The following is a 26400-nucleotide window of genomic DNA, read 5'->3' on the forward strand; positions in this document are numbered from 1 at the left end:
TACTGATTCCACTGGCACACCGATATGTCAAGGTACTGGCACACCTCCAAGCGACAAGCCAACTACGCGTAATCCCACTACCACTACAACGAATCCTGACGGCTCTACGACAACGACCGACTCTGGCACAACCACAAATTCCGACGGTTCCAAGACGACTGATTCGACAACGTGTACAACGGCTGCTGACGGCACTAAGACTTGCAGTACGTCTACGTCAACCGGTACAAAGCCTGACGGGACACAAGGCAAGAGCGATGGGAAGGGCAGTGGTGGCGGTGGTGCTCCTGGCGGTTTATGCGACAAAAATCCAGAGTTGAATATTTGTAAAAACTCGCAGGTGACCGGTGGTTGTGCTGTCGGTGTTGATACAACTGCCTGTACCGGTGACGCTATCCAGTGCGCCATCTTGCGGCAGCAAAAAAAAGGGTATTGCGAAAATACGAAGCCTAATCCAATGACTGACCTCGGTACTCAGATCGGTGCCGGTAATGATCCAAGGCAGGGTGATATCGACAGGGCCATGACTGGTACCACTGTTGACCTCAGCACACAGCAGTTGAATAGCGATGGGTTCCTCGGTGGCGGCTCTTGTTTTGGTAATCGCCAGCTCGTTATTTCCGGTCGTGCTATCGCTGTTGATTTTGCGCCGCTCTGCAACAACATCACGCCGCTGCGATATGCCGTTTTGCTCTGCGCATCTGTCGCGGCATTTCTGCTGGTAAGTAAGTCTATCATTCAGGGGTAAATCATGTTCCTTGCATTCTTTCTTCCTGCGCTGATTGGTGCGCTGGCTACGGCGATGGGTTCTTTCATTGGTCGGGCGGTACTGGCGCTTGGTATCGGCTTCGTGACCTACCAGGGCATGATGGTCATAATCACTGGAATGGAAAAGCTGGTGCTCGATAGCGTTGGTGGTCTGGCTGGCGATGCTATCGGTTTGTTTGGCTATCTCTGGCTCGATAAAGCCATCACTATCATTTTCTCGTCCGTCGCTGTATCGATGGCGATTCGTGGTATTGGTGGCAGCGTCAAGCGTATGGTGCTCAAATGATTACGCTGCTCACCGGTTTGCCCGGTAATGGCAAAACGCTTTACACCTTGTTCATGGTGAAAGCCTATGCTGAGAAAGAGAATCGTGAGGTCTACTATTCCGGCATCAAGGATTTAAAGCTGCCGTGGACGGAATTTGATCCACAGACATGGCCTTCCTTGCCTGCTGGTTCCATCATCGTGATCGATGAGGCGCAATTCATTTTCTCAAAGAAGCCAAACGGTTCCAAGCTGCCTGAGCATTACGAAAAATTGGCGGTGCATCGTCACTCCGGCTACGATATATTTTTAATCACGCAAGACCCCGCATTGGTTGATACGTTTGTGCGCAAGTTGTGTGGTCGGCATCTGCATTTGATTCGTAAATTTGGTATGCAGCGCGCTAATATTTGGGAATGGGCAGTCGTCAACACTAGTCCTGAAAAGGCGTCTAGTCACAAGAATGCAATTCTGCATAAATGGAAATATCCGAAAGAGGTCTTCGGGTACTACAAGAGTGCTGAGGTGCATACGGTCAAGCGCTCGATACCACTTAAGTTGATTCTCGCAGGGGTGTTTGTCGCCTCGGTAATTGTCCTGATCGGTTACGTCATGCATCGCTTGAATGAGCGTGCACATGGTCGTGGTGATGGCATGCCGGCCGCTGGTGCTGTTGGTGGCCAGTTGGACGGGGCGACGCCAAAAGCCAGTGGCCATGTCTCTTACAAGGATTCTAAGGATGACGCTATGCAGTACCTGTTTGACCGGACGCCACGGGTTCATGGCTTGCCGCAGACTGCGCCTCGGTACGACGAAGTGACGCGTCCAACTACGGCGCCGGTGCCGGTGGCGTGTGTGGCCAATGAGAAGCGCTGTAGTTGCTTCACGCAACAGGCTACGCCGATGGCTGTGCCTGAGTTGCTTTGCCGGGACATTGTGGCACGTGGCTACTTCGTGGACTTTGACGATCATGGCGGCAAGAATCAGCAGCAGGGCGCTTCTGCGGGGCGGCAGGATGTGGCAGTAGCAGATGTTTCGCAAAAGGTCGCCAGCGGCGCGCCTGGGCCGTCTGTGGTGTCTTTTGATGAGGATGGTTACGGGGTGCTGGGCAAACGTACTGGCCGTCCCGCAGGAGCGAAATAAAGTAGCGGGGTGTGGGCCGCAGGGCCCGCATAGACCAGTGAGGTCGCATGCTGTTGGCGTCGGGAAGCGTGAACTGGTGGCGATGCCTAGGCCACGGCTACCGCTCCCTACAAAACAGGTTTTTGGCCATGGTGCAGTCTAGGCGGTCGAGTTAGCCCCGACGCCTGGGGGAGCGTAGCGCACCAGGGGCGGCGGGAGCGAAGCGACCGCCTTAACTAGTACCTAGGACACTTAAGGAATAAGAAAGGAAAGCGGGATGAAAGATGCTGAAAATGCGAAGTTGAAACGAGCTTTTGCTCTTGTTTCTGAGGTGTTGGTGGTGTGGTCTACAGAGTGGGAAAAGTTTAACGGGCCTAGCCATCAAGAGGCTACGCTGTCGGCGCAGTTGGACGTCCTTTCTGATGCTGCCGATATCCTCGCCATGTTTGTTGGTCCGCTGCCGCAAGTCGAATAGACGAAGAAAAACCGGGATCAGCTCTGCCAAGCTGCCCGGCTCACACAACCCGATAAAGGAATACTTGTGCTTGATCACACTATAAACGCTTTTGAAGCTAACGCCAAATTTCAAGAGGCAATGCGTGGTGATTCGCAATACCATGAGCGTGATGTATGGAAGAAAATCACGATCAATCATTTCCCTGACGGTGTCGAGGCTTTCATCGATGAGGCCAAGTACACATGGCGCGACGGTGCTGCTTTTGAGATTCCTGACGATCTCCGATCGGAGAAAGCAGAGCGGGGCGAGGGTGACCGTGTCAAGAATATTGAGCGTGCTGGCCGTCGTGCAAAAACCAATGTTCGCAGGCTATGCAAGATGATCAAGGCTGACTGCATGATGACGTTGACGACCCGGGAGAACATACAGGACTATAGCCGTATGGATGGCCTGTTTAAAGCCTTCCGGTCGCGTTTAGAGGCTATTGGCGGCCTCACCTACGTTGCTACTTATGAGCTGCAAAAGCGTGGCGCTATTCATATCCACATTGCCTGTCAGCAGTTCCCGGCATGGTTGAAAAACGAACACGGTGTGAGGGTTAAGAGCTACGCGCTGATCAGTAGTATCTGGTCACGTGTGATCGGCCGTGGCAACGGCAATGTGAATTTCACCAAGCCACGCGGCCGGAATAGCTGTCATCGGATCGCGTCCTATATCTCTAAGTACGTAACGAAGCAGTTCTCGAAGCTCATTGATCCGTTGACCGGCAAGGTCGATGAGGAGCGTTTCAATAAAAAGAAATACAGGTCTAGCCGGGACATTCCGAAGCCGCGTGTGACGGTGATGTGGTTTGCCGGTGATACGCCAACATGGGACCTCGTATCCATGCTGGCGCAAGAGTTTAAGCTGAACGGTTATTCCGACATTGCTCAGTACTCAGACTCATTGAACCAGTTCCACTGGTTCGCGGCGTCTAAGCCTTAGCAGCCAAGGCGGTACATTCTGTTTCTAACGTCTAGTCGTCGGAGTCGAAGCTGTTCTTGTGACCATCCGCTTTGTCCGATGTTCGATGCCGAATCGATAGACTTTATTTCCTCTGCTAGGTAGTAGCACTGCCCTTGTGTGTTGTTAGTTATCGCTGGCGTCGATTCTCCTGCCATCGCTACGAATCCAGGTCGCTGAATATCTGCTCTAATCCGTGCACGTGTATCCGCGATGGTCTGTTGGTCGGGGCTGATGAATCCTCCGCTTGTTTCTTTAATGCTGACGGTAACTTGATGCTCGGCTTGCTGACACTTTTTGTCCGAATAGGTTGTTTTTCCGTTGGACTCGCATTTGACAATGCCGCCGGACGATACCGTCTCAGGTGTAGCTTGAGTTCCTAGATTTGTTCCGTCACTTTCGTCACTTTTGTGTGCCATCGTTTCCTGCGCTATGTCCGATGTCAGTGTATTCACGTTTTGCGTTTTGGCCGATATATCCGATGTCGAGTGCCACATCACATAAATTCCAGCGCCTACGATGCTGACTGCCAGCGCCAGGGAAATTGCCATAGATAGTAGGTTTTTCATTCAATATTCCTCTTTGGCATGTTTGTTTGTCGGCAATATTGTATATTTAAGCATAATTCTAGAATTTGCTGTATCCGGGGAGCAATGCAGTTGATTTACACATGGGACGATGCCACCGCACGCTGGCTGCAAGAAAAGGCGTCTAAGCAATCCTTGGTGACTGACAAGGTGCTTATTCGTTGGTTGGACAGTCATCTGTCCGGCGTTCCGCTTCAGGATATCGACCGCTCGGTCGTGTCTTCTCTTACGCATAAAAAAATTGCGACCGGCGTGACGAATGCAACGGTCAATCGCATGCTGTCATTTCTTCGCGCTCTGCTTAACGTGGCGGCTTTGGATTGGGACTGGCTCCCCTCCTCTCCCAAGGTTCGTTTGCTTCGCGAACCTACGCGTAGGATTCGTTATCTTAAAAAGGCTGAGGCGGTTCGGCTGCTGAGGGAACTCCCTGAGCATTTATCAGCAATGGCTGCATTCTCACTTGCTACCGGCCTGCGACGTGCTAACGTTACTGGTCTTGAGTGGTCGCAGGTCGATATGGCGCGACAGCTTGCATGGATTCACGCTGATCAGGCCAAGGCTGGAAGGTCTCTTGCTGTGCCGTTGAATACCGATGCTATGCGCGTGTTGTTGACGCGTGTTGGCCGTCATCCACGATATGTATTTTCGTATCAGGGGGAGCGTGTTACGCAGGTCAGCACTGCAGCTTGGTATAAGGCGCTAAAGCGCGCTGGCATTGATGATTTTCGGTGGCATGACCTGCGGCACACCTGGGCGAGTTGGCATGTCCAGAATGGCACACCGTTGTTTGCGTTACAGGAATTGGGCGGCTGGGGAAGTACGGAGATGGTTAGGCGCTATGCACATTTTTCAGTTGGGAATTTGGTGTCATATGCGGCCAACCTCCCAACTTTTTCAGGCCCGTAAATATGGCTTTTTTCCAGAGGTCTCTCGTGGAATTCCTTCGTAATGAAGAGGTCGGGGGTTCGACTCCTCTCTCCGGCACCACAACGAATCAACGTCGAAACACGCAATTTCATTCTGGAACCGACTCGCCATGATGAGCGCATCAGGCCGTTTCTTCTGCCGGAAAATGGGGCAATGATTGCGCGCGCGCCCTTTGTCACGTTTCTGGATCTGGACGATGAGCACTTCGAAGGATGGTACAAGGCGGCAGTGGTGAATTACAGGCTGCTCTGGATGTATTCCTGGCCGACATCGCACGCATCGCGCGGGAATGTCAGTCATGTGCGGTTTCCCAAGAATGATTGATTCCCTTTGTTTCATGCATCTGCCTCATTCTGCCTGGACTGGCGCCGACACTATCCATCCCGATCTGCTGGCCAGCAGGGATCTGGTGTATGACCCTTGCCAGTTCACCTGTACAGAACCGCGGATGGAAGCGGAAAGTGCCGAGTACGGCGCCTATGCCTTCGAACTGAATGGCTTGGCCATGCGCTTTCGCACGGCAAAGATCACGCCCGCCAAAACCGGACAATTCGTGACCCTGTGGAAGCGCATCGGCAATGGTCCGATCCAGCCTTACGACATGGCCGATGCGGTCGATTTTTTTGTCGTGTGCACGCGCACGGAAACGCATTTCGGGCAATTCGTTTTTCCAAAATCGGTGTTGCGCGCGCAGGATGTGGTTTCTGAAAACGGCGCCGGCGGCAAGCGTGCTATGCGCGTCTATCCGCCTTGGGACCGGGCCGCGAACCGGCAGGCGCAAAAAACCCAGGCCTGGCAGCTAGCCTATTTCCTGGAGCTGCCGCGCAACGGCGCCATAGACCGCGAACGGGCGCGCTTGCTGTATCGTCAAGAACGATCATAATTTCAAGCAGCAATCATCAGGAGCACGGCGGAAACAAGCGCACGCCGCAAGCGCTGCCGGCCACGGCCATCGCGGCCGCGGCTTTAAAACCACATCCGGCATGACGGCGTCTCGCCGTAGCACTAGGGCACTGCCGATTTCTGTATCATTCCCCCATGCCAATGTTCCAAAGCATCAAGTTCCGCCTGATCGGCCTCGGTATCCTGATTATCGTGGCCGGCATCGGCTTGCGCCTGTTTTTTGCGCTGCCCTTTGCTCAAGGCTTGCTGCGCGATGAGGTGGCGGCCCAGCAATTGTCGGTGGCGTCGTATGTCGCGCGCGACATCGGCCATAGCATCCAGGCGCGCCGCGCGCTGCTCGCCGAACTGAGTTCGGTGCTGCCGCCGGCGCTGCTGTCGCAGCCGCAACAGCTGGCAGCCTGGCTGCGCGAACGGCAGCGCATCAATCCCTTGTTCAACAGCGGCTTGCTGGTGGTGCGGCCGGACGGCAACGGACTGCTGGCGGAATATCCGACAGTGGCCGGGCGCAGCGGCCTGGTGTTTTCCGATGCCGACTGGTTCAGCGCGGCGCTGCAGGCCGATGCGCCGGTGATGGGGCGGCCGCGGCGCGGACGCGCCAACGGCGAGCCGATCATGATCATGGCGGCGCCGGTGCGCAACAGCGCGCACAAGGTAGTGGCGGTGCTGGCCGGCGTGGTGGTGCTGAACACGCCCGGCTTTCTCGACCGCCTGCAGGAAACCCGGCTCGGCGCCGGCGGCGGCTTCCTGCTGATCTCGCCGGCCGACAAGCTGTTCGTCGGCGCCAGCGATCCGGCGATGGTGCTGACGCCGACCCCGCCGCCCGGCGTCAACCTGCTGCACGACCGCGCCATGGCTGGTTACCGCGGCACCGGCATCACCGTCAACGCCAGGGGCGTGGAGGAACTGTCGGCGATGGTGACGGTGCCCGGCACCGGCTGGTTCGTGGTGGCGCGCATCCCGACCGCGGAGGTATTCCATCCGATTAACGCCATGCTCGGTTTCTATCTGCGCAACACGCTCGCGATCGTCGCCGGCATGATCATCATCATGCTGCTGCTGCTGCCGCGCACCTTGCGGCCGCTGACTGATGCCGCCCAGGCGATGCGCGAGATGGCGGACGGCAAGCGCCAGCTGGCGCCGCTGCCGGTGCAGCGGCACGACGAAGTCGGCAGCCTGGTGCTCGGTTTCAATTACCTGGTGGAGCGGCTGCGCGACAAGGAAGCGGCGCTCAAGGCGAGCGAGGCGCGCATGGCGTTCATGGCGCACCACGATGCGCTGACCGGCCTGTGCAACCGGGCCATGCTGGAAGACCGCCTGCAGCAGGCGATGGCGCGCGCGCAGCGCGACGGTTCTCATTTTGCCTTGCTGTTTTGCGATCTCGATGATTTCAAGCCGATCAACGATGTCTTCGGCCACGAAGCCGGCGACGCCATCCTGCGCCAGGTAGCGGCGCGCCTGCTGGAAGAGCGCCGCAGCACCGATACCGTGGCGCGCTTGGGCGGCGATGAATTTGTCGTCTTGCTGACCGATCTCAGCGATGCGCGCGAGGGAGCGATCAGCGTCGCCCGGCAATTGCTGGAAGCGATCGGCATCCCATTCAACATCGACGGCGAGCTGTTCGAACTGAGCGCTTCGATCGGCATTGCCTTGCATGTGCAAGCCGGGATTTCCACTTCGCAGCTGATGTCACAGGCCGATATCGCCATGTATCAGGCCAAGCGGGCGGGGAAGAATGAGTATTGTGTGTTCGAGGAGTCGCTGGAGCCCTTGCGCGTTTAGCGCAGGGGCCGGCGTGCTGCACGATGGGCAAATTTTGCCTAGGCGTTGTCGCGATGCGCACGCGTGGGCACAGATGCCCACGCTACGGTTGATTACTTGGCAGGAGCCGGTTTGCCATCCAGCGGGAAGCCGCAGACGAAATTCATCATCACTTCGGCGACCGATCCGGCAGCCGGTTTGACATAGGTGGAGTTTTTCAGGGCGTCGCTGTGATCGACCTTGGCGCCGCCGCCGTCGAGTTCAGCAAACAAGATTTCCTTGCTCAGGCGCAGGGTCTTGGCCTTGCAGTCGTACTGAGTGAAATCCTGGTAGGACTGGAAAGTCGCCAGCGCCTTGGGGTCGCCGTCGTTCTTGCGTGGTTCCTTGAAGTTCCACATGGACCATGCTTCGCGGATGCCCTTGGTTTCCTTGATCGATGCCTGGTCCAGCTTCAGTTCGGAAGTATCGCTGGAACCGACGGATTGCCAGTCGGCGGCATTGGCCGCTACACAAGCGAGGCCGAGAGTCAGGGTGAGCGCTAATTTCTTCATGTGGTTTTCCTTATAAGGTGCGTGCAAGGTTCGACTTCGCATAGTAAACATTAATTCCCGCTGTGAGGCGGCGAATTGGTAACAAAATGAAAATCAAAAAGCCCCGCACGCGGCGGGGCTTTTCGTCAGCAGCGCTGATTTGCTGCTGGGAACCGGCTTAGCCCTTAGGTTTCGACAGGCATTGCTTCATGAATGCCTTGCGGTCGTCGCCCTTTTTACCGCTGGCGTCGACATTGCATGACTTCATTTTTTCCTGCTGTGTCATGGGCGCGGCGGCTGCCGGCTTTGTGCTCAGGCAATCTTTCATGAAAGCCTTGCGGTCATCGCCCGCTTTGCCGGCGGCGTCCTTGTTGCAGGTTGCCATCTTGCTTTGCTGCGTATTAGCGGCAAATGCTGGATTAAAGACAAAGCAGCAAGCGAGCAGTGCCAGAGCTGACATTTTTTTCATGGTTTTCTCCGTTTCCAACAGTTGGGTTAGACCGCCTGACCGAATGCAGTAAGGCTTGCTGCATTACAGCACGAAAATTGTTGGCTGCCAATATATCAGCTATATGCATATGCGGCATCGGTATAAGTATCATTTTGCAGCGCTATCACATGATGATATTCACAAATTACATGACTCGTATGTGAAACCGAAATTGGATTAGTCATCTCAACATCTCTATACTGCAATGCAACATAGAAGACGAAATGAAAGGGCAAATGATGATCTCTCCTCCACTGCCGATGTCGGCACGTTCGATTGCACACACAATGCAGGCGCAAGCGCGCCTGGATGCACGCAGCTTCAGCAATAAAAGCGCCATTCAGCAAGAACCAGGTCTGATCGACAAGATCCTGGCAATTTGGAGTGCGCCTTACAAAAGAATGAGTGGCTCTTTCCTGCGCTTCTGATACAGAGCGCCCGCTGTGCCGACCAGCCCCGCCGCCTGCGGGGCTTTTTATTGCCCGCAATAAAGCCTGGCTCGCCGAGTTACCCACAGAAATTGTGCGCAAGCCTGTTGATAACCTTGCCGTGGACAATCCAAGTACTTGATTTATATCGATTTTTAATGCCTGCATGCGGCGGGGTCAGATAGCACTGCTGATACCTCGCTAACGCTTCGGTTGGCCCATGCCTGGCCTTCATATTTGCCTGAGGCAAAAAAAAGCCCGCTCACCTTGCGGTTGCGGGCTGAATCCAAACCTTAGGAGGTGTTGGAGGAGACAGGTGCAACTATATGGCAACGCAGCATACGTGTCTGCTTTATTTGCCTGATAACAGATATTCTATATCTATATATCTCTCATTGTTTGCGCGGTTCGTTATGGCCGCGGCAGGCATCCGCGCGCGCCTTGCGCATGGCGCCATCCTTGCAACGCATGACGCTGTGCGTATTCATGCGGTGACTGCCGTCGTAAAAAGATTCCTGGCGGCGGTCGTTCCTGGCGTCCGGATGGCCTTCCAGCCCCATGCCCGGCTGCGGCCGCATCGGCGCATCCTGCGCATGCGCCCCAGGAGAAATCGCCAGCAGCAGCGCCAGCATGCTCAATAGCTTCTTCATATATCGGACCTTTCGTAATGAATGCATCAACAACGGAATTTCTGATACTGGATCACTGACTCACCGATTCAACGATTCAACGATTCAACGACCTGGATTCGAGTCTTATCCATGCCGATACGTTCCGTTCTCTAATGGCCTCTTATTGAGATTGGGGGCATAAGGCCCGATACAGCGCATCGCCACGCCAGGACTGCAAGGCAACCCCCTCGGCGGCATGGATCAGCGCCGTGATGCGGCGATTGGCCGGAGCATCCTTGCCGAGCGACCGCGCCAGACCGACAATCGCCCCATTCAGGTAATCGACTTCAGTCAGACGCCCTGCCCGCAAGTCTTCCCACATCGAGGAGCGCGCTTGCGGATCGATTTTCAGCATGGTTGCAGCTACCCGCTTGAACAGCGCATCGGGCAAGCGCAACAGCAGCGGCAGCCACTGCGGCGCGACCCGGGCGATTTTTGCCGGACGAATGCCGGCCGCGCGCAGCAGCCGCAGCGCTTCTTCGATCAGCAAGGCCAGGCAGCGCCGGTAGGCGCGTTGCGACAGCTCGGTTTTGAGCGGCAGATCGGACAGCGCATTCACGGCGTTGTTCAGGTTCAGCAGCAGCTTGCCCCATTGGACGGCGTCGAAGTCGGCGCACAGCTGAATCGGCAGATGGGCCTGGCTGAAGACGGCTTGCCATGGCTCCAGCGCGGCGCTGGCTTCAACCATCAGTTGGCCGCCGCTGCCGCGATGAAAGCGGCTGCCCTCCATCTGCACCACGTTGAACGGCACCATGCCCGCCAATACCTGCCAGCCGGGCAAGGCGCTGCGCAACACGGCAGCATTGCCGACGCCGTTCTGCAGACTGACAACCAGCGCCGACGGCCTGGCGTGCTGCGCGATAGTCGCGGCGGCGGCGGCGCTGTCGGCGCTCTTGACCGTGACCAGGATCAGCTGCGCATCAGTCAGCGCAAACGGATTCTCCTGATAGGGAAAGCCGGCCGCGGCCAGCTGCTGCCGGCGGCCGTCGAGATCGCTCAGCAGCACGCCCTGGCTGGCGATCTGCTGGCGCATGCGGGCCCGGCCTATCATGACCACATCGGCGCCGGCGGCATGCAGCGAGGCGCCGATATAGACGCCGACCGAGCCGGCGCCGAACACTGCGATCCTGGCCATCAATAAGCGATGTGCAGGCGGCGATACAGGAAGCCCAGCACGAACAAGGGACCGATCAGCAGGAAGCGCAGGTCATCAAAGAAGGATGGTTTCTTGCCCTCGATCTTGTGGCCGATGAACTGCCCGATCCAGGCCAGCACGAACACCGTGATCGACAGCGGCAGCACCCATTGAGGCGGCAGCAGGTAGAGCACCGCCAGCATCGCTGCCGACATCAGCAACATGCCGACGGCGAACGGCACCGACAGCGAAAAATAGTACAGCATGGCGGCCAGCGCGCCGGCCAGCGCTACCCAGGGATGGATCGCCCATAGCAAACCCAGCAGCGTGAAGACGATCACCGGCACGCAGATGAAGTGGATCACTTCATTCACCGGGTTCAGGTGGCTTTCGGCATATTTGGCGAGCAGGCTGTCGATAGCCCGGCCGGCGAGCGGCTGCGTGTTCTGGTTCATGACGGTCTCCGTTCTAGGTATATTAGACGACCATCTTAGACCATCATTTTTCCTCGCGCTTGAACGCAATCGCCATCTTTTGCAGCTCCGAGGGGACCACGCCGAAGGTATTGCGGAAGGTGCGGCTCATGTGCGCCAGGTCGGCAAACCCGGCGGTGTGTGCTGCATGCGTCATATTGTCGCCGCGCGCCACCGCCTCCACCGCAGCCAACAAGCGCGACCACAGCAGATAGCGCGACAGCGACAGGCCGGTCTGCTGGCGAAACAGGTGGGTAAAGCGGCTGGCCGACAAATGCACGGCGGCAGCCAGTGAGGCGCCGTTGAGCGTATCGCGCGGATGGGCGGCGATGGCGGCCAGCGACTGGCTGATGCGCTGGTCGAAACCAGGCTGTGCGCGTTCGCGCAGCGCGCTGCAGGCCAGCCAGTCCTGGGTCAGCTGTTCGGCGCCTGCCAGGTCGAAGCCGCCGTTGCGCGCCGCAGCCAGGCCGTCGCGCACTGGCGCGAAACCCGCGGCATTTCCATAGTCGGCCAGCAGCACGCTTTGCGCCGCCGGCGAGCGTTGCGGCAATTCGATGAACAGGTGCGCCAGCAGCGTGGATTCGCAATGGATCTGGTGCGGCTGGTTGGAAGAGAAAATGGCGGCGCGCGTGGTGGTCCACGGCAGCTCGGGCGACAGGCGCGCCTGGAACGGCGCATCCAGGCCCCAGGTCAGCTGGGTGGCGAAATGCGCGTGGAACTTCGAATCGATGCCGGGCCCGATCACCAATGAGCGGCCGCGCCAGAGAAACAGATGCGAGTGTTGCTGATTCATCAGTGTTGCCATCCTCGCAGGAAAGCACGTCGGTGGACTGTAACAGCCGATCAGAACTTGTGGCAGGTGCAATTGCCCCAGCGGTACAGATGCATTTTGTGGAAAATGTGCTTGATCTCGTTCGGCACGCCGCCGAACAAGACTTCCGGCGCCGTCAAACCGAACACGCCGAGGCTGATCGACGGCTCCAGCGCCACCACGGCATGCCAGGTGCGCTTGGGAATGAACAAGGCGTCGCCCGCTTCCACCCTGGCATACAAACCCTGGGTCTTTTCAAACTCCTTGAGCTGTTCCGGCTGCTGGTCCAGGCGCGAGATATTGATGTCGCTCAGTATCGCGCCCCAGTCGAACTTCTGGGAGATGCACATATGCGGCGTATTCTCCGGCGGGAACAGGATGAACTCCTTGCTGCCGCGCACCTGGCAAAACCAGTTGTGCGGGAAATCGTAGTGCAGGCCGGTGACGGTGTTGGCCGGCCCCATGAACACGTATTCCCAGGTCCAGCGCCAGCCCGGCCACAGGTCCTTGATGGAGAAATCGTGGCGCAGCGCCGGGAATTCGTCGAGGATGTTCCACTGCGCCAGGTACATGCGGTCCGGCTGGAACGATTGCATGTGCGACCAGTCGAGAAAGAATTTCTCTCCCGCCGACAGCAGGCGGCGCCGGCGGTCCGGCAGCAGGCCGACGTCGTCCGCCAATGGCGCCCTGGCCAGCTGCGCCAGCTCCTGCAGATAGGGGCCGACCGGCATCACCGGCCGGTGCCGGGTCTGGCCCTGCTCCACCAGGCCGTTCTGGAATTTCACCTGCGGCTCGCCGCCGTCCTTGTAGCGCAGCGCCGCCATCTGCTCGAACGACCAGTTGCGCTGCGCCGGCCAGTTGCGCAATGCGCCTTTCACCAGCAACGGCCGCGTGCGGGCGCCGAAGCCGCCGTCGCGCTGGAGCTGTTCGGCGTCGATCTGGTCGACTAGCTGGAAGGATGGACCGCGGATGGGAGTCATAGAAAAATAAGCAGAAAATAGAGCAGGAAATAGAGCAGGAAATAAAGCAGACCCAATCCGCTAGTTTAGCAGGATGCGCCGGGGAATTTTTGCCTGCGGCGTTTCCCCGTAAGGCGACCATGCCGCACTCAGAAATTGCGGATGTCGTCCTGGATCATGCGGATCCGGTTGTCGCTGTTGAGGCGGTTGATCAGCTGCGCTTGCGCGGCTTGCCACAGCTGGTCGCGGTCCATCAGGTAACCTTCGGTGCGATAGCCGTACCTGCCGTTGCCGGGCACGTCGCCGTAGTAGCTGATGGTGGTGCGGCGGCTTTCCGCCACTTCGGCATAGCGCAGGTCCAGGTTCGGCACCCGGGTCACCGACAGGTCCAGAGTGATCTGCATCGAATTTTCTTCCACCATCACCCTGCGGTTGAAACGATAGGTGCGCACCGCTGCCGTGCCGTCCTGGTTCTTGATGTCGACATTCTCGCTCACCGCTTCCACGTACTGCCGCACCTTGGGCGGATAGTAGAGGTAGGACGTGTTCAGGTACATGCCAAGGTCGGCCGCGCCGCCGCTCTGGTACTGGAAGCGGGTGAAGCCGAGATCGAACAGCGCCAGCACGCTGCGGGTAATGTCGCTGCCGGGCTCGTTGCTGCTGACCTGCAGCACCACCGTGCCCATGGCGCGGTATTTGTCGGCCAGCGTTTGCGCGTCCTTGTAGGCGCCGTGGTCGCGGTAGACCGTGTAGGCATTGTAAAAAGCCTGGCCGGCGTCGCGGTACATGGCGCGGCTGCGCTGCTGGTTGCGCGCCACCAGGTCCTGGCCCTGCCTGTAGAATTCGCCGGCGTCCTGGTTGTCGGCGGCGAGCTTGTATTTGTCGGCCAGCTTGGCGGCGTCCTTGTAAGGACCATACATTTGAAACGTATCGGCGGCGGCGGCGAAGCCGATGGCGGCCTGGCGGTTATCCTTGACGGCCGCCGCGGCGGTAGCTTTCAGGTAGTACTGGCCGGCCAGGTTTTCACGCAATACGCGTTCCGGATAGCGCTCCGGCAAATCGGTGTATTTGGCGTAATAGCTTCTGCCCGCCAGCAAGCTGCGGATCTCCAGCAAGGCCGAATAGGCGGCGATCTTCTTGTCGTACTCGCGATCGGCGACATGCTGGAGGGTGGATTCGTAGCTGGATTCAATGATGCGGAAACGTTCGCGGATGCCGTTGCGCTCATCGCTGTCGTCGTAGCCGGCTTTCTTGTATTTCTCATCGAGATAGGCAATTGTCGATTTGACACTGGCGACGTAATCACCTTTTTCAAACTGCGAAATCGAGGTCGACAAGGAAGCGCAACCGGCCAGCAGCAGCGCGCAGCCGAAAAAGAACAAGGCAGATAAGACGATCCTGATTTTTTGCATGCATTTTCCCGTTAATGGCTCGCGTTGCCGCAATGGCATGGAGCAATGGCAGATCTTAAGCGGAAGCAAAATCGCGCGCAATCTTTGCAGGTGCCGTATAAAGAGGCAGGGGAAAGCTGCAGATAAAAAAAGCCCGCCACCTTGCGGCAGCGGGCTAAATATCAACATAGGAGAGGATAGGCTCCGATAGACAACTCATTCTAGTAAGAATCAAGCCTCGCCACACCTGTCACATTTAACAGGTTTACAAATCCGAAAACCTGCAATTCATTTCCTATCCGACAACCCCCTGGAAGCTGCCATCCGGCCCATCACGTCAGCGCGGCGATGGCTTCACGCAGCCACAGCAAGGCGGGATCGTTGTGGTTGCGCGGGTGCCAGGAGGCGAACAGGGAAAACCCGCGCGCAGGGAACGGCAACTCGAAACCATCCAGCCGCTCGCGATAGCGCTGCAAAAAACGGCTGGGCAACGTCGCCACATAGTCACTGTTGCACAACAGGTCCGGCACCAGCGTGAAATTCTGCACGGACAGCATGACCTCGCGCTGCCGTCCCAGCAATTCCAGGTGCTCGTCCATGAAACCGTGAAAGCTGCCGCCGCTGGTGGACACCAGCACGTGCTGCAGCGCGCAGTACTGGTCCAGGTCGAGCGCGCCGGCGCCGCGCGGATGGCCTTTGCGCTGCGCCATGACAAAGTGCTCGTCATAGATTTTGCGGGCCTTCATGGACGCCGGCACCATGCGCTCCGAGCCCAGCAGCAGATCGATCTCGGAGCGCTCCAGCTGGCTCCCCACCTGGCGCTGATCGGCGCTGACGAAAGCGACCCTGACGCCGCTGCCAGCCAGCTGCGGCAATTGCTCCATCAGGCGCAAGCCGAGCACGGCGGTGGCATTGTCGTTGGCGGCAATGACGAAGCGGCGGCTGTCCTGCCAGGGATCGAAGGCCGGGCGCTGCCTGACGACCGTCTGCAGATCGCTGAGCGCGGCGTGCAGCGGCGCGATCAAGCCCAGTGCGCGCGCACTGGGGGTCATGCCGCGGCCACTGTCGGCCGGTATCAGCAAGGGATCATCGAACACCTTGCGCAAGCGCGCCAGCTGCGTCGACACCGCCGGCTGCGTCAGGTGCAGCCGCGCCGCCGCCCTGGTCACATTGCGCTCCTCCAGCAGCGCGTCGAGCGACACCAGCAAATTCAAGTCTATCCCGCGAAGATCAATCACCTTGATAGGTCCTATGCCATTAATTGATTTCAAATATACGTCGGTGCGCCTTAGAGTTCAATCATCGTCATCGCAACCCCACAGGAGATCAGCATGAAAGCATGGATGTTTGACCGTAACGAACTGACACTGGCGCTGCAGGATACGGCGCAACCCGAACTGCGCGCCGGCGCCGCGCTGGTGCGCATGGAGGCGGTGCCGCTGCTGAGCTATACCCGCGACTACCTGCAAGGCAAGCTGCCCTATGCCTACCCGCCCAGCCCGTTTACGCCGGGCACCAACGGCATCGGCCGCATCGTCGCAGTCGGCGCCGGCGTGCAGTCGCTGCGGCCGGGACAGCGGGTCGCCGTCAATCCTTATTGGATTGCCGATGAAGCACTGGCGGAACCGCCGCAGGTACTGATCGGACTGACCGGCATCAGCGCCGACAGCGCCCCCATGCTGGCGGAATACCCGCACGGCAGCTGGCGCGAAGTCGCCGATTTTCCTGCCTCCACCCTGCTGCCGCTGGACGGGCTCGATCACGTGGCGGCGGAACGGCTGGCGCTGCTGGCGAAATTCGTTATCCCCTTCGGCGGCTTGCGCCGCGGGCGCCTCTGCGCCGGCGAAACGGTGGCGATCAACGGCGCCGGCGGCTACTTCGGCTCCGCCGCCGTGCTGGCTGCGCTGGCGCTGGGCGCCGCCCGGGTGATCGCCCTCGGCCGCAATGCGCAAGCCTTGCAGCAACTGGTCGAACTGGGCAAAGGACGGGTGCTGGCGGTACTGCTGACCGGCGACATTGCCGGCGATGCGGCGGCCATCCGCGCCGCTGCCGGCGGCGGCGTTGCGCTGGGATTCGACATGGTCGGCCAGGCCGCCGATGCCGGCAGCACCCTGGCGCTACTGCACAGCCTGCAGCGCGGCGGCCGGCTGGTGCTGATGGGCAGCATGCAGGTAGACCTGCCGCTGCCGTATGGCGAAATGCTGCTGAATAACTGGGAACTGATCGGCCATTTCATGTACAACTCGGCCGACTATCTGGCGTTGCTGTCGCTGCTGCGGGCCGGCCTGCTGCCGCTGGATGCCGTGGAGCTGAAAACCTTTGCGTTTTCCGCACTGGAAGCGGCGATCGGCCATGCCGCGCAGATGAAGGGCTTGCAGGCGACGGTGGCGTTGTTTTGAGCGACCGGCGGCGATGCGCTAGCGCGTGGCCGACCATTCATTGGCCAGGAACTCGCGCCAGGGTTCGAAATACTTTTCGCGCCAGCCTTTCTTGACTTCCTCGTAGTCCTGCTCGGGCACGTCCAGGTGGACAAGGTCGATGCGGCCGTGCTCGCCCTGCGGATGAAAGGACAGGAACAGGATTGAGTCCGGATCGTCGTCGGCAAACGCCGGCGAGCGCCAGGTCTGCACGATCAGCCGCGGCTTGACCACCTGCAGCATGACGCCGCTGAGGGCGCCGTCGAAGGCCTGGAACGGGTCGCCGGCCTCGGCGCCTATGGCTGCCGGCAAGCCGGTGATTGCCTGGTGCAGCTGCGGATCGAGATACATGTCGAACAGCGCTTCCATCGACGCCTTCAGGACCACAGTCTTATAAATCACATTGCGCATGCTGGTTCTTCCTTCGGGCGATGAGCGAAGCATCGGGTCAACAAGCGCCATGGACTATCCGGATTTCCTGCAAATGGCGCAACAAGCAATTCCTTGCCGCCGACGATGCATGCGGCTGCGACAAAACTTTACCCTATTTTCAGAAAGTTCATTTCATTGCCCGCCGCATGCCGACGTACAAGGCTTCCACCTTCTCGCGCGCCCACGGCATTTTGCGCAGAAACGTCAGGCTCGACTTGATGCTGGGGTCGCTCCTGAAACAGCGGATGTCGATGCGCTGCCCCAACCCCTCCCAGCCGTAGTGCTCGACCAGCTCGGTCAACATCGCCTCCAGCGTGACGCCATGCAGATGAGTATGTGTATTTTGTGTCATGTGCTTCTCGATCAACATTCAAGCTGTCATTTTACGGCCAGGCCGGCACTTGTGAGCTCTGGCGTCGGCAAACGCCTGCGGCTTAAGTAAAGAATTACGGTTTTCGGGAATCTTGTCGTTAACTGAATGACAGCAATCTTCAAAGGAAGGCCATGATTTCAAAAACCACTACGGCGCTGCAAAAACAACTTGCTCAGCAGGCCTGTCTTGTCTCGCCACAGGTAAGACAGCTGCCGCGTCCGGCCATGCGGCAGCCGCCCGGCACTACTTGGCCGGCCTGCTCAGGTTGCCGAAACTGGCTCTGACAAAGGCTGTCACCGCCTCAGCCATCAACTTGTGTGTATGCGTGGTCGGGTGCGACCCGTCCCAGAACACGAAGGCATCGGGATGACTGCATTGGGAACGCGCTGTTTGCGTTTTCAGGTAGTTGGTGACGGAATCAGTATTGATGTCGAGGCACGATTGGGTGGTGTTGCTGATCCGGTATTTGGCTGGATTGGTCAGCAAATCGTTGAACAGCGCATAGGTGTCGTACAAGCGGATATTCAGGCTGCTGCCATACTGCGACTGCAGCGAAGCCACCAGCGCAACCTGTCGCTTATTCAAGTCCTTTACCTGCGCCGCCACCGCCGCACCATTGGCTTTGAAGTTGAACGATGGCGCCTTGGAAAGATCCGGCAGCTTGAGCAACAGGATGTTGCGGGCGCCGGACTGGATCAGGTTTTGCAAGGCCTGTGTTTCGCCGCTGATCACCTGGTCGACCGTGCGGTTGTAATTGATCAGGTCGTTGGCGCCGATCAGCAAGGTAAACAAGGTGTTTTTCGGCTGATAATTCTGCGCCTTCTGCATGTACGCCGTGTACGACTGCACCTGCTGGATTAGACCGGGAATCACCAGATATTCGGTGTTCACGCCTGCACCACCGACAGCCCAGTTGTACAACGGCAGTTGTAGATTGGCGGCCAGATATTCCACCCAGCTCTTCCCGTTGCTGAACCGGCCCAGGAACCAGCTTTTGGAGTTCGGCATATTCCAGTTCGAAGCGTTGTAGATGTTCTGGTCATCGGACAGGCTGTCGCCAAAGTTGATGATCTTGTTGATGCCGGCCTGGGTGACGCTGTCGGTGGTCCAGACCGTGTAGTTGAACGACAGCGCATTGTCAGCCGCGGCCACCATCGCCACCGGCTGCCTGATGCCCTTGCCGGCCAGCGTGCTCTGGCAAACCGACTGCAAAGTGTTTTGCGTGACATCGCTATAGAACATGTTTTGCCAGTCCAGCAGGCCGCCTGCCCGCCAGTAACCATTGATCCGATAGTAATCGCCGCTGGATGGATCCAGGCCCCAGACATAGGTCGTGGTCGGCTTGGTCGGATTGCTGTCGGTGCGGTAGAAGCAGCGCAAATAGGTGTAGGTATTGGTGCTGGCAGTACCGGCGACAACATCGGCAGGCAAGCCGGCGGCGCCAGGCTTTTGGATTTGCTCCCTGCTTTGTTCCTTGAGCAGCTGCTCCTTGGACAACGGACCGGAAGACGACAGATGATGAGTGAAACGAGGATCGGGTTTTACCTCCGGAGACACCTGTGCCAAAGCCATGCTGGAACACAGGATACAAAGTACGAAAAGTGTTTTCATTGCAGATTTCCTTGTTGTAGTTGCTGCTGAAGACAAGTTGCACGAAAGGCGTACCACCGGCAGCCTGCAAACAGACAACTGCCGACGCAGTAAAGGCGGCATCGATGAATCTGTGGCATCGGGACGTAAAACTAACAAAACGACACCACGAATGCAGCCACAAAAATATTGTCACAATAAAATGAATTAATAATTAGGCAAAACAACTAAAGATGCTTTCCTCTGATGCCTCAGCTGCAACAGCCGAATCTGGAGTGAAGGGCGGGTATTCGGCGCGCAGCGGAGCAATAGCGGAACTATTCACTCCACAGCCGGAATTGCGTGGCAGATCGCGGCGGTGCAAAAGCAGCTGGCTTCGACCTTGAAGGATGCCGCAGCGCAGGCGGATTCCAAGCTGACCGACATGCGCGTGAACATGCTGCAATTGCAGATCACCTCGATCGAATCCGAAATCAGCCGGCGAACTCAAATGGCTGCGGCGCCCATGCCGAGCGATGCACAGCAAGATATCCAGGCAGGCGCTCAAGATACCGCGGGCAATGCAGCGCGCAAAAAAACAATCCACGCTGCCGGCGGGCGGCAGCGTGGATCTGTAGGTCTGCATCAGCAAGCCTGTCTTGTCTCGCAAAACGCAAGACCGCTGCCGCGTCAGGCCATGCGGCAGCCGCCCGGCACTATTTGGTGGCCGGACTGCTCAGGTTGCCGAAACTGGCGCTGACAAACGCAGTCACCGCATCAGCCAGCAGCTTATGCGTATGCGTGGTCGGATGCAGGGTGTCCCAGAACACGAAACTATCCGGATTGCTGCACTGTGGGCGCGCGCTCTGCTTGCTCAGGTAGTTCGTGCTGGAATCGGTATTGATGTTCAGGCACGACTGGGTGGTGTTGCTGACCTGGTATTTGGCCGGGTTGGCCAGCAGGTCGTTGAACAGGGCATAGGTATCGTACAGCTGGATATTGAGGCTGCTGCCGTATTGCGATTGCAGCGCGCTGACCAGCGCGGTCAGGCGGTTGTTGAGGTCGATCACCTGCGCCGCCACGGTCGGCCCGGTGGTCTTGATGCCGAACACCGGCGCCTTGGAAACGTCCGGCAGCTTCAGCAGCAGGATATTGCGGGCGCCGGACTGGATCAGGCTTTGCAGGGCCTGGGTTTCGCCGCTGATCACCTGGTCCACCGTGCTGTTGTAATTGACCAGGTCGTTGCCGCCGATCAGCATGGTGAACAAGGTATTTTGCGGCTGGTAGTTCTGCGCCTTCTGCATGTAGCTGACATACGACTGCACTTGCTGGATCACGCCTGGAATCACCAATTTTTGCGTGTCGACGCCAGCGCCGCCGATGGCCCAGTTATACAAGGGCAGCTGCAGGTTGTTGGCGAAATACTCCACCCAGTTGTTGCCGTTGCTGAAGCGGCCGAGGAACCAGCTGCTTGAATTGGGCAAGGTCCATTGCGAGGCGTTGAAAATGTTCTGGGTATCGGACAGGCTGTCGCCAAAGGCGACGATCTTGTTGACGCCGTTCTGCGCCACGCTGTCGTTGGTCCAGACCGTGTAGTTGAATGACAGCGCATTGTCCGCGGCGGCCACCATCGCCACCGGCTGGCTGATGCCCTTGGCGGTGAGCGTGCTCTGGCATACCGATTGCAACGTGCTTTGCGCCACATCGCTGTAGAACATGTTTTCCCAGTTCAGCAAGCCGCCTGCCCACCAGTAGCCGTTGATGCGGTAGTAGTCGCCGCTGGAAGGATCCAGGCCCCAGGCATAGGTAGTGGTCGGCTTGCTTGCATCGTTGCCGGTGCGGTACCAGCAGCGCAGATAAGTGTAAGTGCTGGTGCTGGCGGCATTGGCCACCGCAGCGCCGGCAGTCAGGCTGCGCGCAGCCGGCTTGCGGGCCGGTTTCTGCTTCAGCAGCTGTTCTTTGGAAAGCGGTCCGGAAGAGGATAGATGATGGGTGTAGGCGGGATCGGGTTTCACATCGGCGGCGACTTGCGCCATCGCCATATTCGAACACAAAGCACAAAATACAAACAGAGTTTTCATTGCTGGATTCCTTGTTTTGTCTTGCTATCTTTGGATCACTGGAAGGTCCGGCGCAGGCGGCAATGCCGGCGCCGGCAACGAAACGGGACGCTGTCGCCGGTCGCGAGCGCCATTGGCGGTCGCAAGACGGCAGCAAAGGCATGCCCGGGCGAATATTGGCACGTAGCAACAATTAAAAATTGACAATATCAGCCATTAGATTTTTGCTTCTAATTCCCGTTTTACCGAATACTTACCCACAGAATTTGTGGACAGCATTGTTGATAACCCTGCTGCAATTTAGCTACTTGCTTGATTTATATAAGATTTTTCTCACTGCTCAGTTGCTGCTTCCGGACTTACCCACAGATTGTGTGGACAGCATTGTTGATAACTACCGGGCAATTTAATTAAGCAATTGATTTATAAGGGATTTTTATCGCTGCTCAGTTTCACTCTGAATACTTACCCACAGATTTTGTGGACAGTCCTGTTGATAACTACTGCGCGATTTAGCTAAGTGACTGATCTGTATAGGATTTTTAGCCATGCTCAGATGACGGCGCAAGCCGCTTCCGGGGGCGCCGGCATTTGTTTAAGAATCACTTAATTCAATCCGGCTAAACTGCTGCAATTGGCGGCGCCATGATTTGATTTCGCGAAAATCGGCGCCTGCGGTTTTTTCTAGGGGGCTGGAACTATGCGTTTGCTGTTGGTGGAAGACGACCTGATGGTGGGCGAAGCCGTGCGCAAAGGGCTGCGCCAGGACGGCTTTGCGCTCGACTGGGTGCAGGACGGCATCGCCGCGCTGAGCGCGCTGGCGCAAGAAGATTATCAGTTGCTGCTGCTGGATCTCGGCCTGCCGCGCAAGAACGGCCTGGAAGTGCTGAAGTCGCTGCGCGCCGGCGGCAACCAGCTTCCGGTGCTGATCCTGACCGCGCGCGATGCGGTCTCGGACCGGGTGGCCGGCCTCGACGCCGGCGCCGACGATTACCTGGTCAAACCGTTCGACCTGGAAGAACTGGCGGCACGCATCCGCGCCCTGCTGCGGCGGCAGTCGGGACGCGCCGAACCGCTGGTGGAACTGGGCGGGCTGATCCTCAATCCGGCCACCCATGAAGTCACGCTGGACGGCCAGCAGGTCAATCTGTCGGCGCGCGAATTCGCCCTGCTGCGGGCTTTCCTGGACCGCCCCGGGGTGGTGCTGTCGCGCGCCCAGCTGGAAGAAAAAATGTACGGCTGGGACGACAGCATAGAAAGCAACGCGGTCGAGGTTTACATCCACGCCTTGCGCAAAAAGCTGGGCAGCAATTTCATCAAGAATGTGCGCGGCATCGGCTACATGGTGGCCAAATGAGGACGAAATGAGGACCACAGCGTCGCTGCCATCGATCCGCAAGAGCCTGCTGCGCTGGCTCGCGGCCGGCCTCGGCAGCGGCATCCTGCTGGCCGGGCTGGCCCTGTACTTCCAGGCGCGCGGCGAAGCCAATGAACTGTTCGATTACCAGATGCGGCAGATCGTCGCCTCGCTGCCGCGCCAGGCGTTTCCGCCGATCATCGACGGCAGCGTCACCGGTCCGCGGCTGGACGACCAGATCATGATCCAGATCTGGGACAATACCGGCGTCGTCATCTATCACTCGCATGCCCAGGATTTCCTGCCGCTGCAGGCGGAACTGGGCTTCGCCAACGTACGCCTGAACAGCGGCCTGTGGCGGGTCTACAGCGCGCAGATCGGCAACACCGTGGTGCAGATCGCGCAACCGCAAAGCGCCCGCAACCAGATCGCGGCGCAGATGGCGGTCAAGACCGTGACGCCGCTGCTGCTGCTGTTTCCCTTGCTCGGCATCCTGATCTGGATCGCCGTCAGCCGCGGCCTGGCGCCGATCAAGCGCGCCGCCGCGGAAGTGCAGGCGCGCGACATGCACGCGCTGTCGGCGATCCCCGACGCCACCCTGCCGCAGGAAATCCAGCCGCTGACGCAAGCCTTGAACGACTTGCTGGCGCGCCTGGGACAATCGATCAATGCCCAGCGCGCCTTCGTCGCCGACGCCGCGCACGAGCTGCGCACGCCGCTGACCGCCCTGCGGCTGCAGGTGCAGCTGGCGGAACGCGCCAGCGACGATACCGAACGGCAGGCTGCTTTCGGCGACCTCAAACATGGACTGGAGCGCGCCACCCATCTGTTGCAGCAGTTGCTGACGCTGGCGCGGCAGGAGCCCGGCGCCTTCGAACAAACCCATGCCGAGGTCGACCTGGGCGCGCTGATGCACAGCGTGGTCAGCGATTTTGCGCTGGCCGCCAACGACCGCCAGGTCGACCTTGGCATCAGCGCCGAGACGCCGGCCAGCGTCAACGGCAATGGCGACGCCCTGCGCATCCTGCTCAACAACCTGATCGACAATGCGCTGCGCTACAGCCCGGCCGGCAGCAGCATCGATGTCTCGCTGGCCAGCGGCGCCGACGGCGTGACGCTGGCGGTGGAAGACCATGGCCCCGGCATCCCGGAGGCGGATTTAGGGCGCGTGTTCGACCGCTTCTACCGCGCCGCCGGCAGCCAGTCGCAAGCGGTCGGCAGCGGCCTCGGCCTGGCGATCGTCAAGCAGATCGCCGATGCCCACCGGGCCAGCGTCAGCCTGCGCAATACCGGCCACGGCTTGCTCGCCAGCGTGCGCTTCCCGGCTTGAAACGCCTGTGCCGCCGCCTGCCAGGCATGACGCCAGGCGGCGGCAAAATACTTTGGATTTTTTAAGTTTGCTTTAATTCTGGCTCTCTATGCTGTGTGTCATGCCATCAGCAAAGGAGCAATACATGAGCCGTCTGAACCTTACCCGCAGCACCATTGCCGTCGCCGTTCTGGTAGTGGCCGGCGGTGCATACCTGCATTCCAGGAATAACGACATCGGCGTCGACAACGCCAACGCCGCGGTGCCGGCTGCCGTGGCTGCGCCACTCAGCAATGCAGCGCCGCTCAGCAACGCAGCGCCGGCTGTCGCCGTAGCCACCGATTTTTCCAGCATCGTCGAGCGCGCCGGACCGGCGGTGGTGAACATCAGCGTCACCGGCAAGGCCAAGCAGAGCGCCGTCTCCGACCAGGATGACGATTCCGGGCTGGATCCCAACGATCCGTTCTCGCAGTTCTTCAAGCGCTTCGGCCCGCAGCTGCAGATCCCGCGCCATCCGCAGATCATGCGCGGCGAAGGCTCGGGTTTCATCATCAGCGCCGACGGCCTGATCCTGACCAATGCCCATGTGGTCGAGGGCGCCTCGGAGGTGACCGTCAAGCTGACCGACCGCCGCGAGTTCAAGGCCAAGGTGCTGGGCTCCGACAAGCAAAGCGATATCGCCGTGATCCGCATCGACGCCAAGAACCTGCCGACGGTACAGATCGGCAATCCGGCGCTGACGCGTGTCGGCGAGCCGGTGCTGGCGATAGGCTCGCCCTACGGCTTTGAAAACACCGCCACCGCCGGCATCGTCAGCGCCAAGTCGCGCTCGCTGCCGGACGATACCTATGTGCCGTTCATCCAGACCGACGTCGCCGTCAATCCCGGCAACTCGGGCGGTCCGCTGTTCAACATCAAGGGCGAAGTGATCGGCATCAATTCGCAGATCTATAGCCAGACCGGCGGCTACCAGGGCTTGTCGTTTGCGATTCCTATCGATGTCGCCACCAAGGTCGAGCAGCAGCTGGTGGCGCACGGCAAGGTCACCCGCAGCCATCTCGGCGTCAGCGTGCAGGAAGTGAACCAGGCGCTGGCGGAATCGTTCGGCCTGAAGAGCGCCGCCGGCGCCTTGGTCAGCTCGGTCGACAAAGGCAGCCCGGCGGACCAAGGCGGCATGCAGCCCGGCGATGTCATCCTGCGTTTCAACGGCCAGGCCATCAATCATTCCTCGGACCTGCCGAGCCTGGTGGCCGACACCGCTCCCGGCACGTCCAGCAGCATCGAAGTGATGCGCGGCGGCCAGAGCAAGACGCTGACCGTCAAGCTGACCGAAGCCACGCCCTTGAAGGTCGCCGGCAAGGACAATGGCGGCGATTCGCAGGGACGGCTGGGCCTGGCCTTGCGCGAACTCAGCCCGGACGAACAGCAGCAGGTCGGCATCCGCGGCGGACTGGTGGTGATGGACGCCAGCGGGCCATCGGCGCTGGCCGGCATCCAGCGCGGCGACGTGATACTGTCGTTCAACGGCAAGCCGGTCAGCAGCGTCGAGCAGTTGCGCCAACTGGTCAGCAAGGCGGGCAAGAACGTCGCGCTGCTGGTGCAGCGTGACAAGGACAAGATCTTCGTGCCTTTGAACCTGGGCTAAGACTCGCCACATTGCGGAAAGCGGGGCAGAGATGATCAAGCCGATAACGGGCAATAATTTATCGCAGCACATCCTGCCCTCTTCCGCCACCATGATCGGCGTCTGCATCACCGCGCTGTCGATTATCAAACTCGCAAGATTCAGCGGCCTGGCGATCTGGCTCAGCCACCTGCTAGCGCTGAACAGCCTGGTATTCCTCACCAGCGGCGTGCTCTCCTATGCATCAATGCGCTCGCGCCAAAGCATACGGCTCGAACAATACGCCGACATCGCCTTCATCTTCGGCCTCACCCTGCTCAGCCTCTCCACCGTTTTCATGGCGGTCGTGATTGACTGAACATTCCGGATTGAATTCTCATTCATCTAAAGTTATTCACAGAATCTGTGGATAGTCCTGTTGATAACCCCCGTCCACATCTTCTATGTGGTTGATCTATATGGATTTTTCACGCGTGCTTAATGTTGTGCGCGATGTTCGGTAAAGTGCTGAAAAAAACAGCAATGGCGCTGCTGCAATTCACCTCTTCAGGAAACGCCTGGAATTTGAGCGATCGATCAGTTT

General features: G+C 58.8%; 30 protein-coding genes. 15 read left to right on the forward strand and 15 right to left on the reverse strand.

All coding sequences use genetic code 11. From position 1 onward, the window contains the following. Positions 1-316 precede the first annotated feature (316 nt). The 5 genes from AC07V8_RS07625 to AC07V8_RS07645 all read left to right on the forward strand — a co-directional run bounded on the left by AC07V8_RS07625 (position 317) and on the right by AC07V8_RS07645 (position 3595). Positions 317-748, forward strand: coding sequence for a virulence factor TspB C-terminal domain-related protein (locus AC07V8_RS07625; protein ID WP_494678965.1), 432 nt, complete (start codon positions 317-319; stop codon positions 746-748). 3 nt (positions 749-751) lie between these two features. Beyond that, positions 752-1054, forward strand: a complete 303-nt coding sequence (locus AC07V8_RS07630) for a DUF2523 family protein (RefSeq protein WP_494678964.1) — start codon at positions 752-754, stop codon at positions 1052-1054. Then, positions 1051-2175 carry a zonular occludens toxin domain-containing protein gene (locus AC07V8_RS07635; protein ID WP_494678963.1) on the forward strand — a complete coding sequence of 375 codons (1125 nt, stop codon included), beginning with the start codon at positions 1051-1053 and terminating at the stop codon, positions 2173-2175. Before AC07V8_RS07630 ends, AC07V8_RS07635 begins: the two co-directional genes overlap by 4 nt. A gap of 256 nt (positions 2176-2431) precedes the next feature. Beyond that, positions 2432-2629, forward strand: a complete 198-nt coding sequence (locus AC07V8_RS07640) for a hypothetical protein (RefSeq protein WP_494678962.1) — start codon at positions 2432-2434, stop codon at positions 2627-2629. Positions 2630-2695: 66 nt separating this feature from the next. Next, positions 2696-3595 carry a rolling circle replication-associated protein gene (locus tag AC07V8_RS07645; RefSeq protein ID WP_494678961.1) on the forward strand — a complete coding sequence of 300 codons (900 nt, stop codon included), beginning with the start codon at positions 2696-2698 and terminating at the stop codon, positions 3593-3595. Here AC07V8_RS07645 and AC07V8_RS07650 read toward each other — a convergent pair. Continuing rightward, complete coding sequence (locus tag AC07V8_RS07650) at positions 3592-4182, reverse strand: hypothetical protein (RefSeq protein ID WP_494678960.1); 591 nt, start codon at positions 4180-4182, stop codon at positions 3592-3594. The two genes, AC07V8_RS07645 and AC07V8_RS07650, sit on opposite strands and share 4 nt — an antisense overlap. 84 nt (positions 4183-4266) lie before the next feature. Here AC07V8_RS07650 and AC07V8_RS07655 point away from each other — a divergent pair, with 84 nt between their 5' ends. From AC07V8_RS07655 to AC07V8_RS07670, 4 genes are all read left to right on the forward strand, one after another. After that, positions 4267-5106 carry a tyrosine-type recombinase/integrase gene (locus AC07V8_RS07655; RefSeq protein WP_494678959.1) on the forward strand — a complete coding sequence of 280 codons (840 nt, stop codon included), beginning with the start codon at positions 4267-4269 and terminating at the stop codon, positions 5104-5106. Between the two features lie 42 nt (positions 5107-5148). Then, positions 5149-5451, forward strand: a complete 303-nt coding sequence (locus tag AC07V8_RS07660; RefSeq protein WP_494678958.1) for a hypothetical protein — start codon at positions 5149-5151, stop codon at positions 5449-5451. Beyond that, positions 5444-6010, forward strand: a complete 567-nt coding sequence (locus AC07V8_RS07665) for a MepB family protein (protein WP_494721453.1) — start codon at positions 5444-5446, stop codon at positions 6008-6010. The genes AC07V8_RS07660 and AC07V8_RS07665 overlap by 8 nt, the downstream gene beginning before the upstream one ends. A 155-nt stretch (positions 6011-6165) precedes the next feature. Further along, on the forward strand, positions 6166-7809 hold the full coding sequence (locus tag AC07V8_RS07670; protein ID WP_494678956.1) for a diguanylate cyclase domain-containing protein: 1644 nt from the start codon (positions 6166-6168) through the stop codon (positions 7807-7809). Positions 7810-7901: 92 nt separating this feature from the next. On the opposite strand, the gene AC07V8_RS07675 is transcribed toward AC07V8_RS07670, so the two are convergent. Together AC07V8_RS07675 and AC07V8_RS07680 are read right to left on the reverse strand one after the other, a co-directional pair. Continuing rightward, positions 7902-8339, reverse strand: a complete 438-nt coding sequence (locus AC07V8_RS07675; protein ID WP_494678955.1) for a surface-adhesin E family protein — start codon at positions 8337-8339, stop codon at positions 7902-7904. Positions 8340-8496: 157 nt separating this feature from the next. Continuing rightward, entirely contained in the window at positions 8497-8787 is a 291-nt protein-coding gene (locus AC07V8_RS07680) for a PsiF family protein (protein ID WP_494678954.1), read from the reverse strand. Positions 8788-9032: 245 nt separating this feature from the next. On the opposite strand from AC07V8_RS07680, the gene AC07V8_RS07685 reads away from it, so the two are divergent. Then, positions 9033-9236 (forward strand): hypothetical protein, encoded by a 204-nt coding sequence (locus tag AC07V8_RS07685; protein ID WP_494678953.1) that lies wholly within the window; start codon positions 9033-9035, stop codon positions 9234-9236. Between the two features lie 392 nt (positions 9237-9628). Here AC07V8_RS07685 and AC07V8_RS07690 read toward each other — a convergent pair whose 3' ends face one another. From AC07V8_RS07690 to AC07V8_RS07720, 7 genes are all read right to left on the reverse strand, one after another. After that, positions 9629-9886 (reverse strand): hypothetical protein, encoded by a 258-nt coding sequence (locus AC07V8_RS07690; RefSeq protein WP_494678952.1) that lies wholly within the window; start codon positions 9884-9886, stop codon positions 9629-9631. A gap of 142 nt (positions 9887-10028) precedes the next feature. Further along, positions 10029-11042, reverse strand: coding sequence for a 2-dehydropantoate 2-reductase (locus tag AC07V8_RS07695; RefSeq protein ID WP_494678951.1), 1014 nt, complete (start codon positions 11040-11042; stop codon positions 10029-10031). Continuing rightward, positions 11042-11497, reverse strand: a complete 456-nt coding sequence (locus AC07V8_RS07700) for an Mpo1 family 2-hydroxy fatty acid dioxygenase (RefSeq protein WP_494678950.1) — start codon at positions 11495-11497, stop codon at positions 11042-11044. The genes AC07V8_RS07695 and AC07V8_RS07700 overlap by 1 nt, the downstream gene beginning before the upstream one ends. Positions 11498-11540: 43 nt before the next feature. Further along, a complete protein-coding gene (locus AC07V8_RS07705; protein ID WP_494678949.1) occupies positions 11541-12308 on the reverse strand; it encodes a helix-turn-helix transcriptional regulator in 768 nt (255 codons plus the stop codon). 50 nt (positions 12309-12358) lie between these two features. Next, positions 12359-13306, reverse strand: coding sequence for a cupin-like domain-containing protein (locus AC07V8_RS07710; protein WP_494678948.1), 948 nt, complete (start codon positions 13304-13306; stop codon positions 12359-12361). 128 nt (positions 13307-13434) lie between these two features. After that, the gene (locus tag AC07V8_RS07715; protein ID WP_494678947.1) at positions 13435-14697 is read right to left on the reverse strand and encodes a hypothetical protein; all 1263 of its coding nucleotides are present in this window, start codon (positions 14695-14697) and stop codon (positions 13435-13437) included. 311 nt (positions 14698-15008) lie between these two features. Further along, positions 15009-15914, reverse strand: coding sequence for a LysR family transcriptional regulator (locus tag AC07V8_RS07720; protein WP_494678946.1), 906 nt, complete (start codon positions 15912-15914; stop codon positions 15009-15011). A gap of 93 nt (positions 15915-16007) precedes the next feature. Between AC07V8_RS07720 and AC07V8_RS07725 the strand changes: the two genes are divergently transcribed. After that, a complete protein-coding gene (locus AC07V8_RS07725) occupies positions 16008-17075 on the forward strand; it encodes a zinc-binding dehydrogenase (protein ID WP_494678945.1) in 1068 nt (355 codons plus the stop codon). An 18-nt stretch (positions 17076-17093) separates the two neighbouring features. Here AC07V8_RS07725 and AC07V8_RS07730 read toward each other — a convergent pair whose 3' ends face one another. The 5 genes from AC07V8_RS07730 to AC07V8_RS07750 form a co-directional block, all read right to left on the reverse strand. Next, positions 17094-17504 (reverse strand): SRPBCC domain-containing protein, encoded by a 411-nt coding sequence (locus AC07V8_RS07730; RefSeq protein ID WP_494678944.1) that lies wholly within the window; start codon positions 17502-17504, stop codon positions 17094-17096. A 148-nt stretch (positions 17505-17652) separates the two neighbouring features. Continuing rightward, positions 17653-17877 carry a VF530 family protein gene (locus AC07V8_RS07735; RefSeq protein ID WP_494678943.1) on the reverse strand — a complete coding sequence of 75 codons (225 nt, stop codon included), beginning with the start codon at positions 17875-17877 and terminating at the stop codon, positions 17653-17655. 264 nt (positions 17878-18141) lie between these two features. Then, positions 18142-19509, reverse strand: a complete 1368-nt coding sequence (locus tag AC07V8_RS07740) for an SGNH/GDSL hydrolase family protein (protein ID WP_494678942.1) — start codon at positions 19507-19509, stop codon at positions 18142-18144. Between the two features lie 193 nt (positions 19510-19702). Continuing rightward, positions 19703-20113: a hypothetical protein gene (locus tag AC07V8_RS07745; protein WP_494721454.1), complete on the reverse strand. Its 411-nt coding sequence runs from the start codon at positions 20111-20113 to the stop codon at positions 19703-19705. Positions 20114-20183: 70 nt separating this feature from the next. Next, the gene (locus AC07V8_RS07750) at positions 20184-21548 is read right to left on the reverse strand and encodes an SGNH/GDSL hydrolase family protein (protein ID WP_494678940.1); all 1365 of its coding nucleotides are present in this window, start codon (positions 21546-21548) and stop codon (positions 20184-20186) included. A gap of 679 nt (positions 21549-22227) precedes the next feature. Between AC07V8_RS07750 and AC07V8_RS07755 the strand changes: the two genes are divergently transcribed. The 4 genes from AC07V8_RS07755 (at position 22228) to AC07V8_RS07770 (ending at position 26175) form a co-directional block, all read left to right on the forward strand. Then, positions 22228-22884 (forward strand): response regulator, encoded by a 657-nt coding sequence (locus tag AC07V8_RS07755; RefSeq protein WP_494678939.1) that lies wholly within the window; start codon positions 22228-22230, stop codon positions 22882-22884. A 25-nt stretch (positions 22885-22909) separates the two neighbouring features. Continuing rightward, complete coding sequence (locus AC07V8_RS07760; RefSeq protein ID WP_494679088.1) at positions 22910-24214, forward strand: sensor histidine kinase; 1305 nt, start codon at positions 22910-22912, stop codon at positions 24212-24214. A gap of 124 nt (positions 24215-24338) precedes the next feature. Next, entirely contained in the window at positions 24339-25838 is a 1500-nt protein-coding gene (locus tag AC07V8_RS07765; RefSeq protein WP_494678938.1) for a DegQ family serine endoprotease, read from the forward strand. Between the two features lie 31 nt (positions 25839-25869). Next, complete coding sequence (locus AC07V8_RS07770) at positions 25870-26175, forward strand: hypothetical protein (RefSeq protein WP_211444636.1); 306 nt, start codon at positions 25870-25872, stop codon at positions 26173-26175. Positions 26176-26400 lie beyond the last annotated feature (225 nt).

The organism is Collimonas sp. GW821-FHT02H07 (assembly GCF_059421505.1).

What these genes read in the sequence shown, in the direction of transcription:
- AC07V8_RS07630 (WP_494678964.1), top strand. Translation starts at nt 752, where the DNA reads ATGTTCCTTGCATTCTTTCTTCCTGCGCTGATTGGTGCGCTGGCTACG.
- AC07V8_RS07635 (WP_494678963.1), top strand. Translation starts at nt 1,051, where the DNA reads ATGATTACGCTGCTCACCGGTTTGCCCGGTAATGGCAAAACGCTTTAC.
- AC07V8_RS07640 (WP_494678962.1), top strand. Translation starts at nt 2,432, where the DNA reads ATGAAAGATGCTGAAAATGCGAAGTTGAAACGAGCTTTTGCTCTTGTT.
- AC07V8_RS07650 (WP_494678960.1), bottom strand. Translation starts at nt 4,182, where the DNA reads ATGAAAAACCTACTATCTATGGCAATTTCCCTGGCGCTGGCAGTCAGC.
- AC07V8_RS07655 (WP_494678959.1), top strand. Translation starts at nt 4,267, where the DNA reads ATGCAGTTGATTTACACATGGGACGATGCCACCGCACGCTGGCTGCAA.
- AC07V8_RS07660 (WP_494678958.1), top strand. Translation starts at nt 5,149, where the DNA reads ATGAAGAGGTCGGGGGTTCGACTCCTCTCTCCGGCACCACAACGAATC.
- AC07V8_RS07665 (WP_494721453.1), top strand. Translation starts at nt 5,444, where the DNA reads ATGATTGATTCCCTTTGTTTCATGCATCTGCCTCATTCTGCCTGGACT.
- AC07V8_RS07670 (WP_494678956.1), top strand. Translation starts at nt 6,166, where the DNA reads ATGCCAATGTTCCAAAGCATCAAGTTCCGCCTGATCGGCCTCGGTATC.
- AC07V8_RS07675 (WP_494678955.1), bottom strand. Translation starts at nt 8,339, where the DNA reads ATGAAGAAATTAGCGCTCACCCTGACTCTCGGCCTCGCTTGTGTAGCG.
- AC07V8_RS07680 (WP_494678954.1), bottom strand. Translation starts at nt 8,787, where the DNA reads ATGAAAAAAATGTCAGCTCTGGCACTGCTCGCTTGCTGCTTTGTCTTT.
- AC07V8_RS07685 (WP_494678953.1), top strand. Translation starts at nt 9,033, where the DNA reads ATGAAAGGGCAAATGATGATCTCTCCTCCACTGCCGATGTCGGCACGT.
- AC07V8_RS07690 (WP_494678952.1), bottom strand. Translation starts at nt 9,886, where the DNA reads ATGAAGAAGCTATTGAGCATGCTGGCGCTGCTGCTGGCGATTTCTCCT.
- AC07V8_RS07695 (WP_494678951.1), bottom strand. Translation starts at nt 11,042, where the DNA reads ATGGCCAGGATCGCAGTGTTCGGCGCCGGCTCGGTCGGCGTCTATATC.
- AC07V8_RS07700 (WP_494678950.1), bottom strand. Translation starts at nt 11,497, where the DNA reads ATGAACCAGAACACGCAGCCGCTCGCCGGCCGGGCTATCGACAGCCTG.
- AC07V8_RS07705 (WP_494678949.1), bottom strand. Translation starts at nt 12,308, where the DNA reads ATGAATCAGCAACACTCGCATCTGTTTCTCTGGCGCGGCCGCTCATTG.
- AC07V8_RS07710 (WP_494678948.1), bottom strand. Translation starts at nt 13,306, where the DNA reads ATGACTCCCATCCGCGGTCCATCCTTCCAGCTAGTCGACCAGATCGAC.
- AC07V8_RS07715 (WP_494678947.1), bottom strand. Translation starts at nt 14,697, where the DNA reads ATGCAAAAAATCAGGATCGTCTTATCTGCCTTGTTCTTTTTCGGCTGC.
- AC07V8_RS07725 (WP_494678945.1), top strand. Translation starts at nt 16,008, where the DNA reads ATGAAAGCATGGATGTTTGACCGTAACGAACTGACACTGGCGCTGCAG.
- AC07V8_RS07730 (WP_494678944.1), bottom strand. Translation starts at nt 17,504, where the DNA reads ATGCGCAATGTGATTTATAAGACTGTGGTCCTGAAGGCGTCGATGGAA.
- AC07V8_RS07735 (WP_494678943.1), bottom strand. Translation starts at nt 17,877, where the DNA reads ATGACACAAAATACACATACTCATCTGCATGGCGTCACGCTGGAGGCG.
- AC07V8_RS07740 (WP_494678942.1), bottom strand. Translation starts at nt 19,509, where the DNA reads ATGAAAACACTTTTCGTACTTTGTATCCTGTGTTCCAGCATGGCTTTG.
- AC07V8_RS07745 (WP_494721454.1), bottom strand. Translation starts at nt 20,113, where the DNA reads ATGCAGACCTACAGATCCACGCTGCCGCCCGCCGGCAGCGTGGATTGT.
- AC07V8_RS07750 (WP_494678940.1), bottom strand. Translation starts at nt 21,548, where the DNA reads ATGAAAACTCTGTTTGTATTTTGTGCTTTGTGTTCGAATATGGCGATG.
- AC07V8_RS07755 (WP_494678939.1), top strand. Translation starts at nt 22,228, where the DNA reads ATGCGTTTGCTGTTGGTGGAAGACGACCTGATGGTGGGCGAAGCCGTG.
- AC07V8_RS07765 (WP_494678938.1), top strand. Translation starts at nt 24,339, where the DNA reads ATGAGCCGTCTGAACCTTACCCGCAGCACCATTGCCGTCGCCGTTCTG.
- AC07V8_RS07770 (WP_211444636.1), top strand. Translation starts at nt 25,870, where the DNA reads ATGATCAAGCCGATAACGGGCAATAATTTATCGCAGCACATCCTGCCC.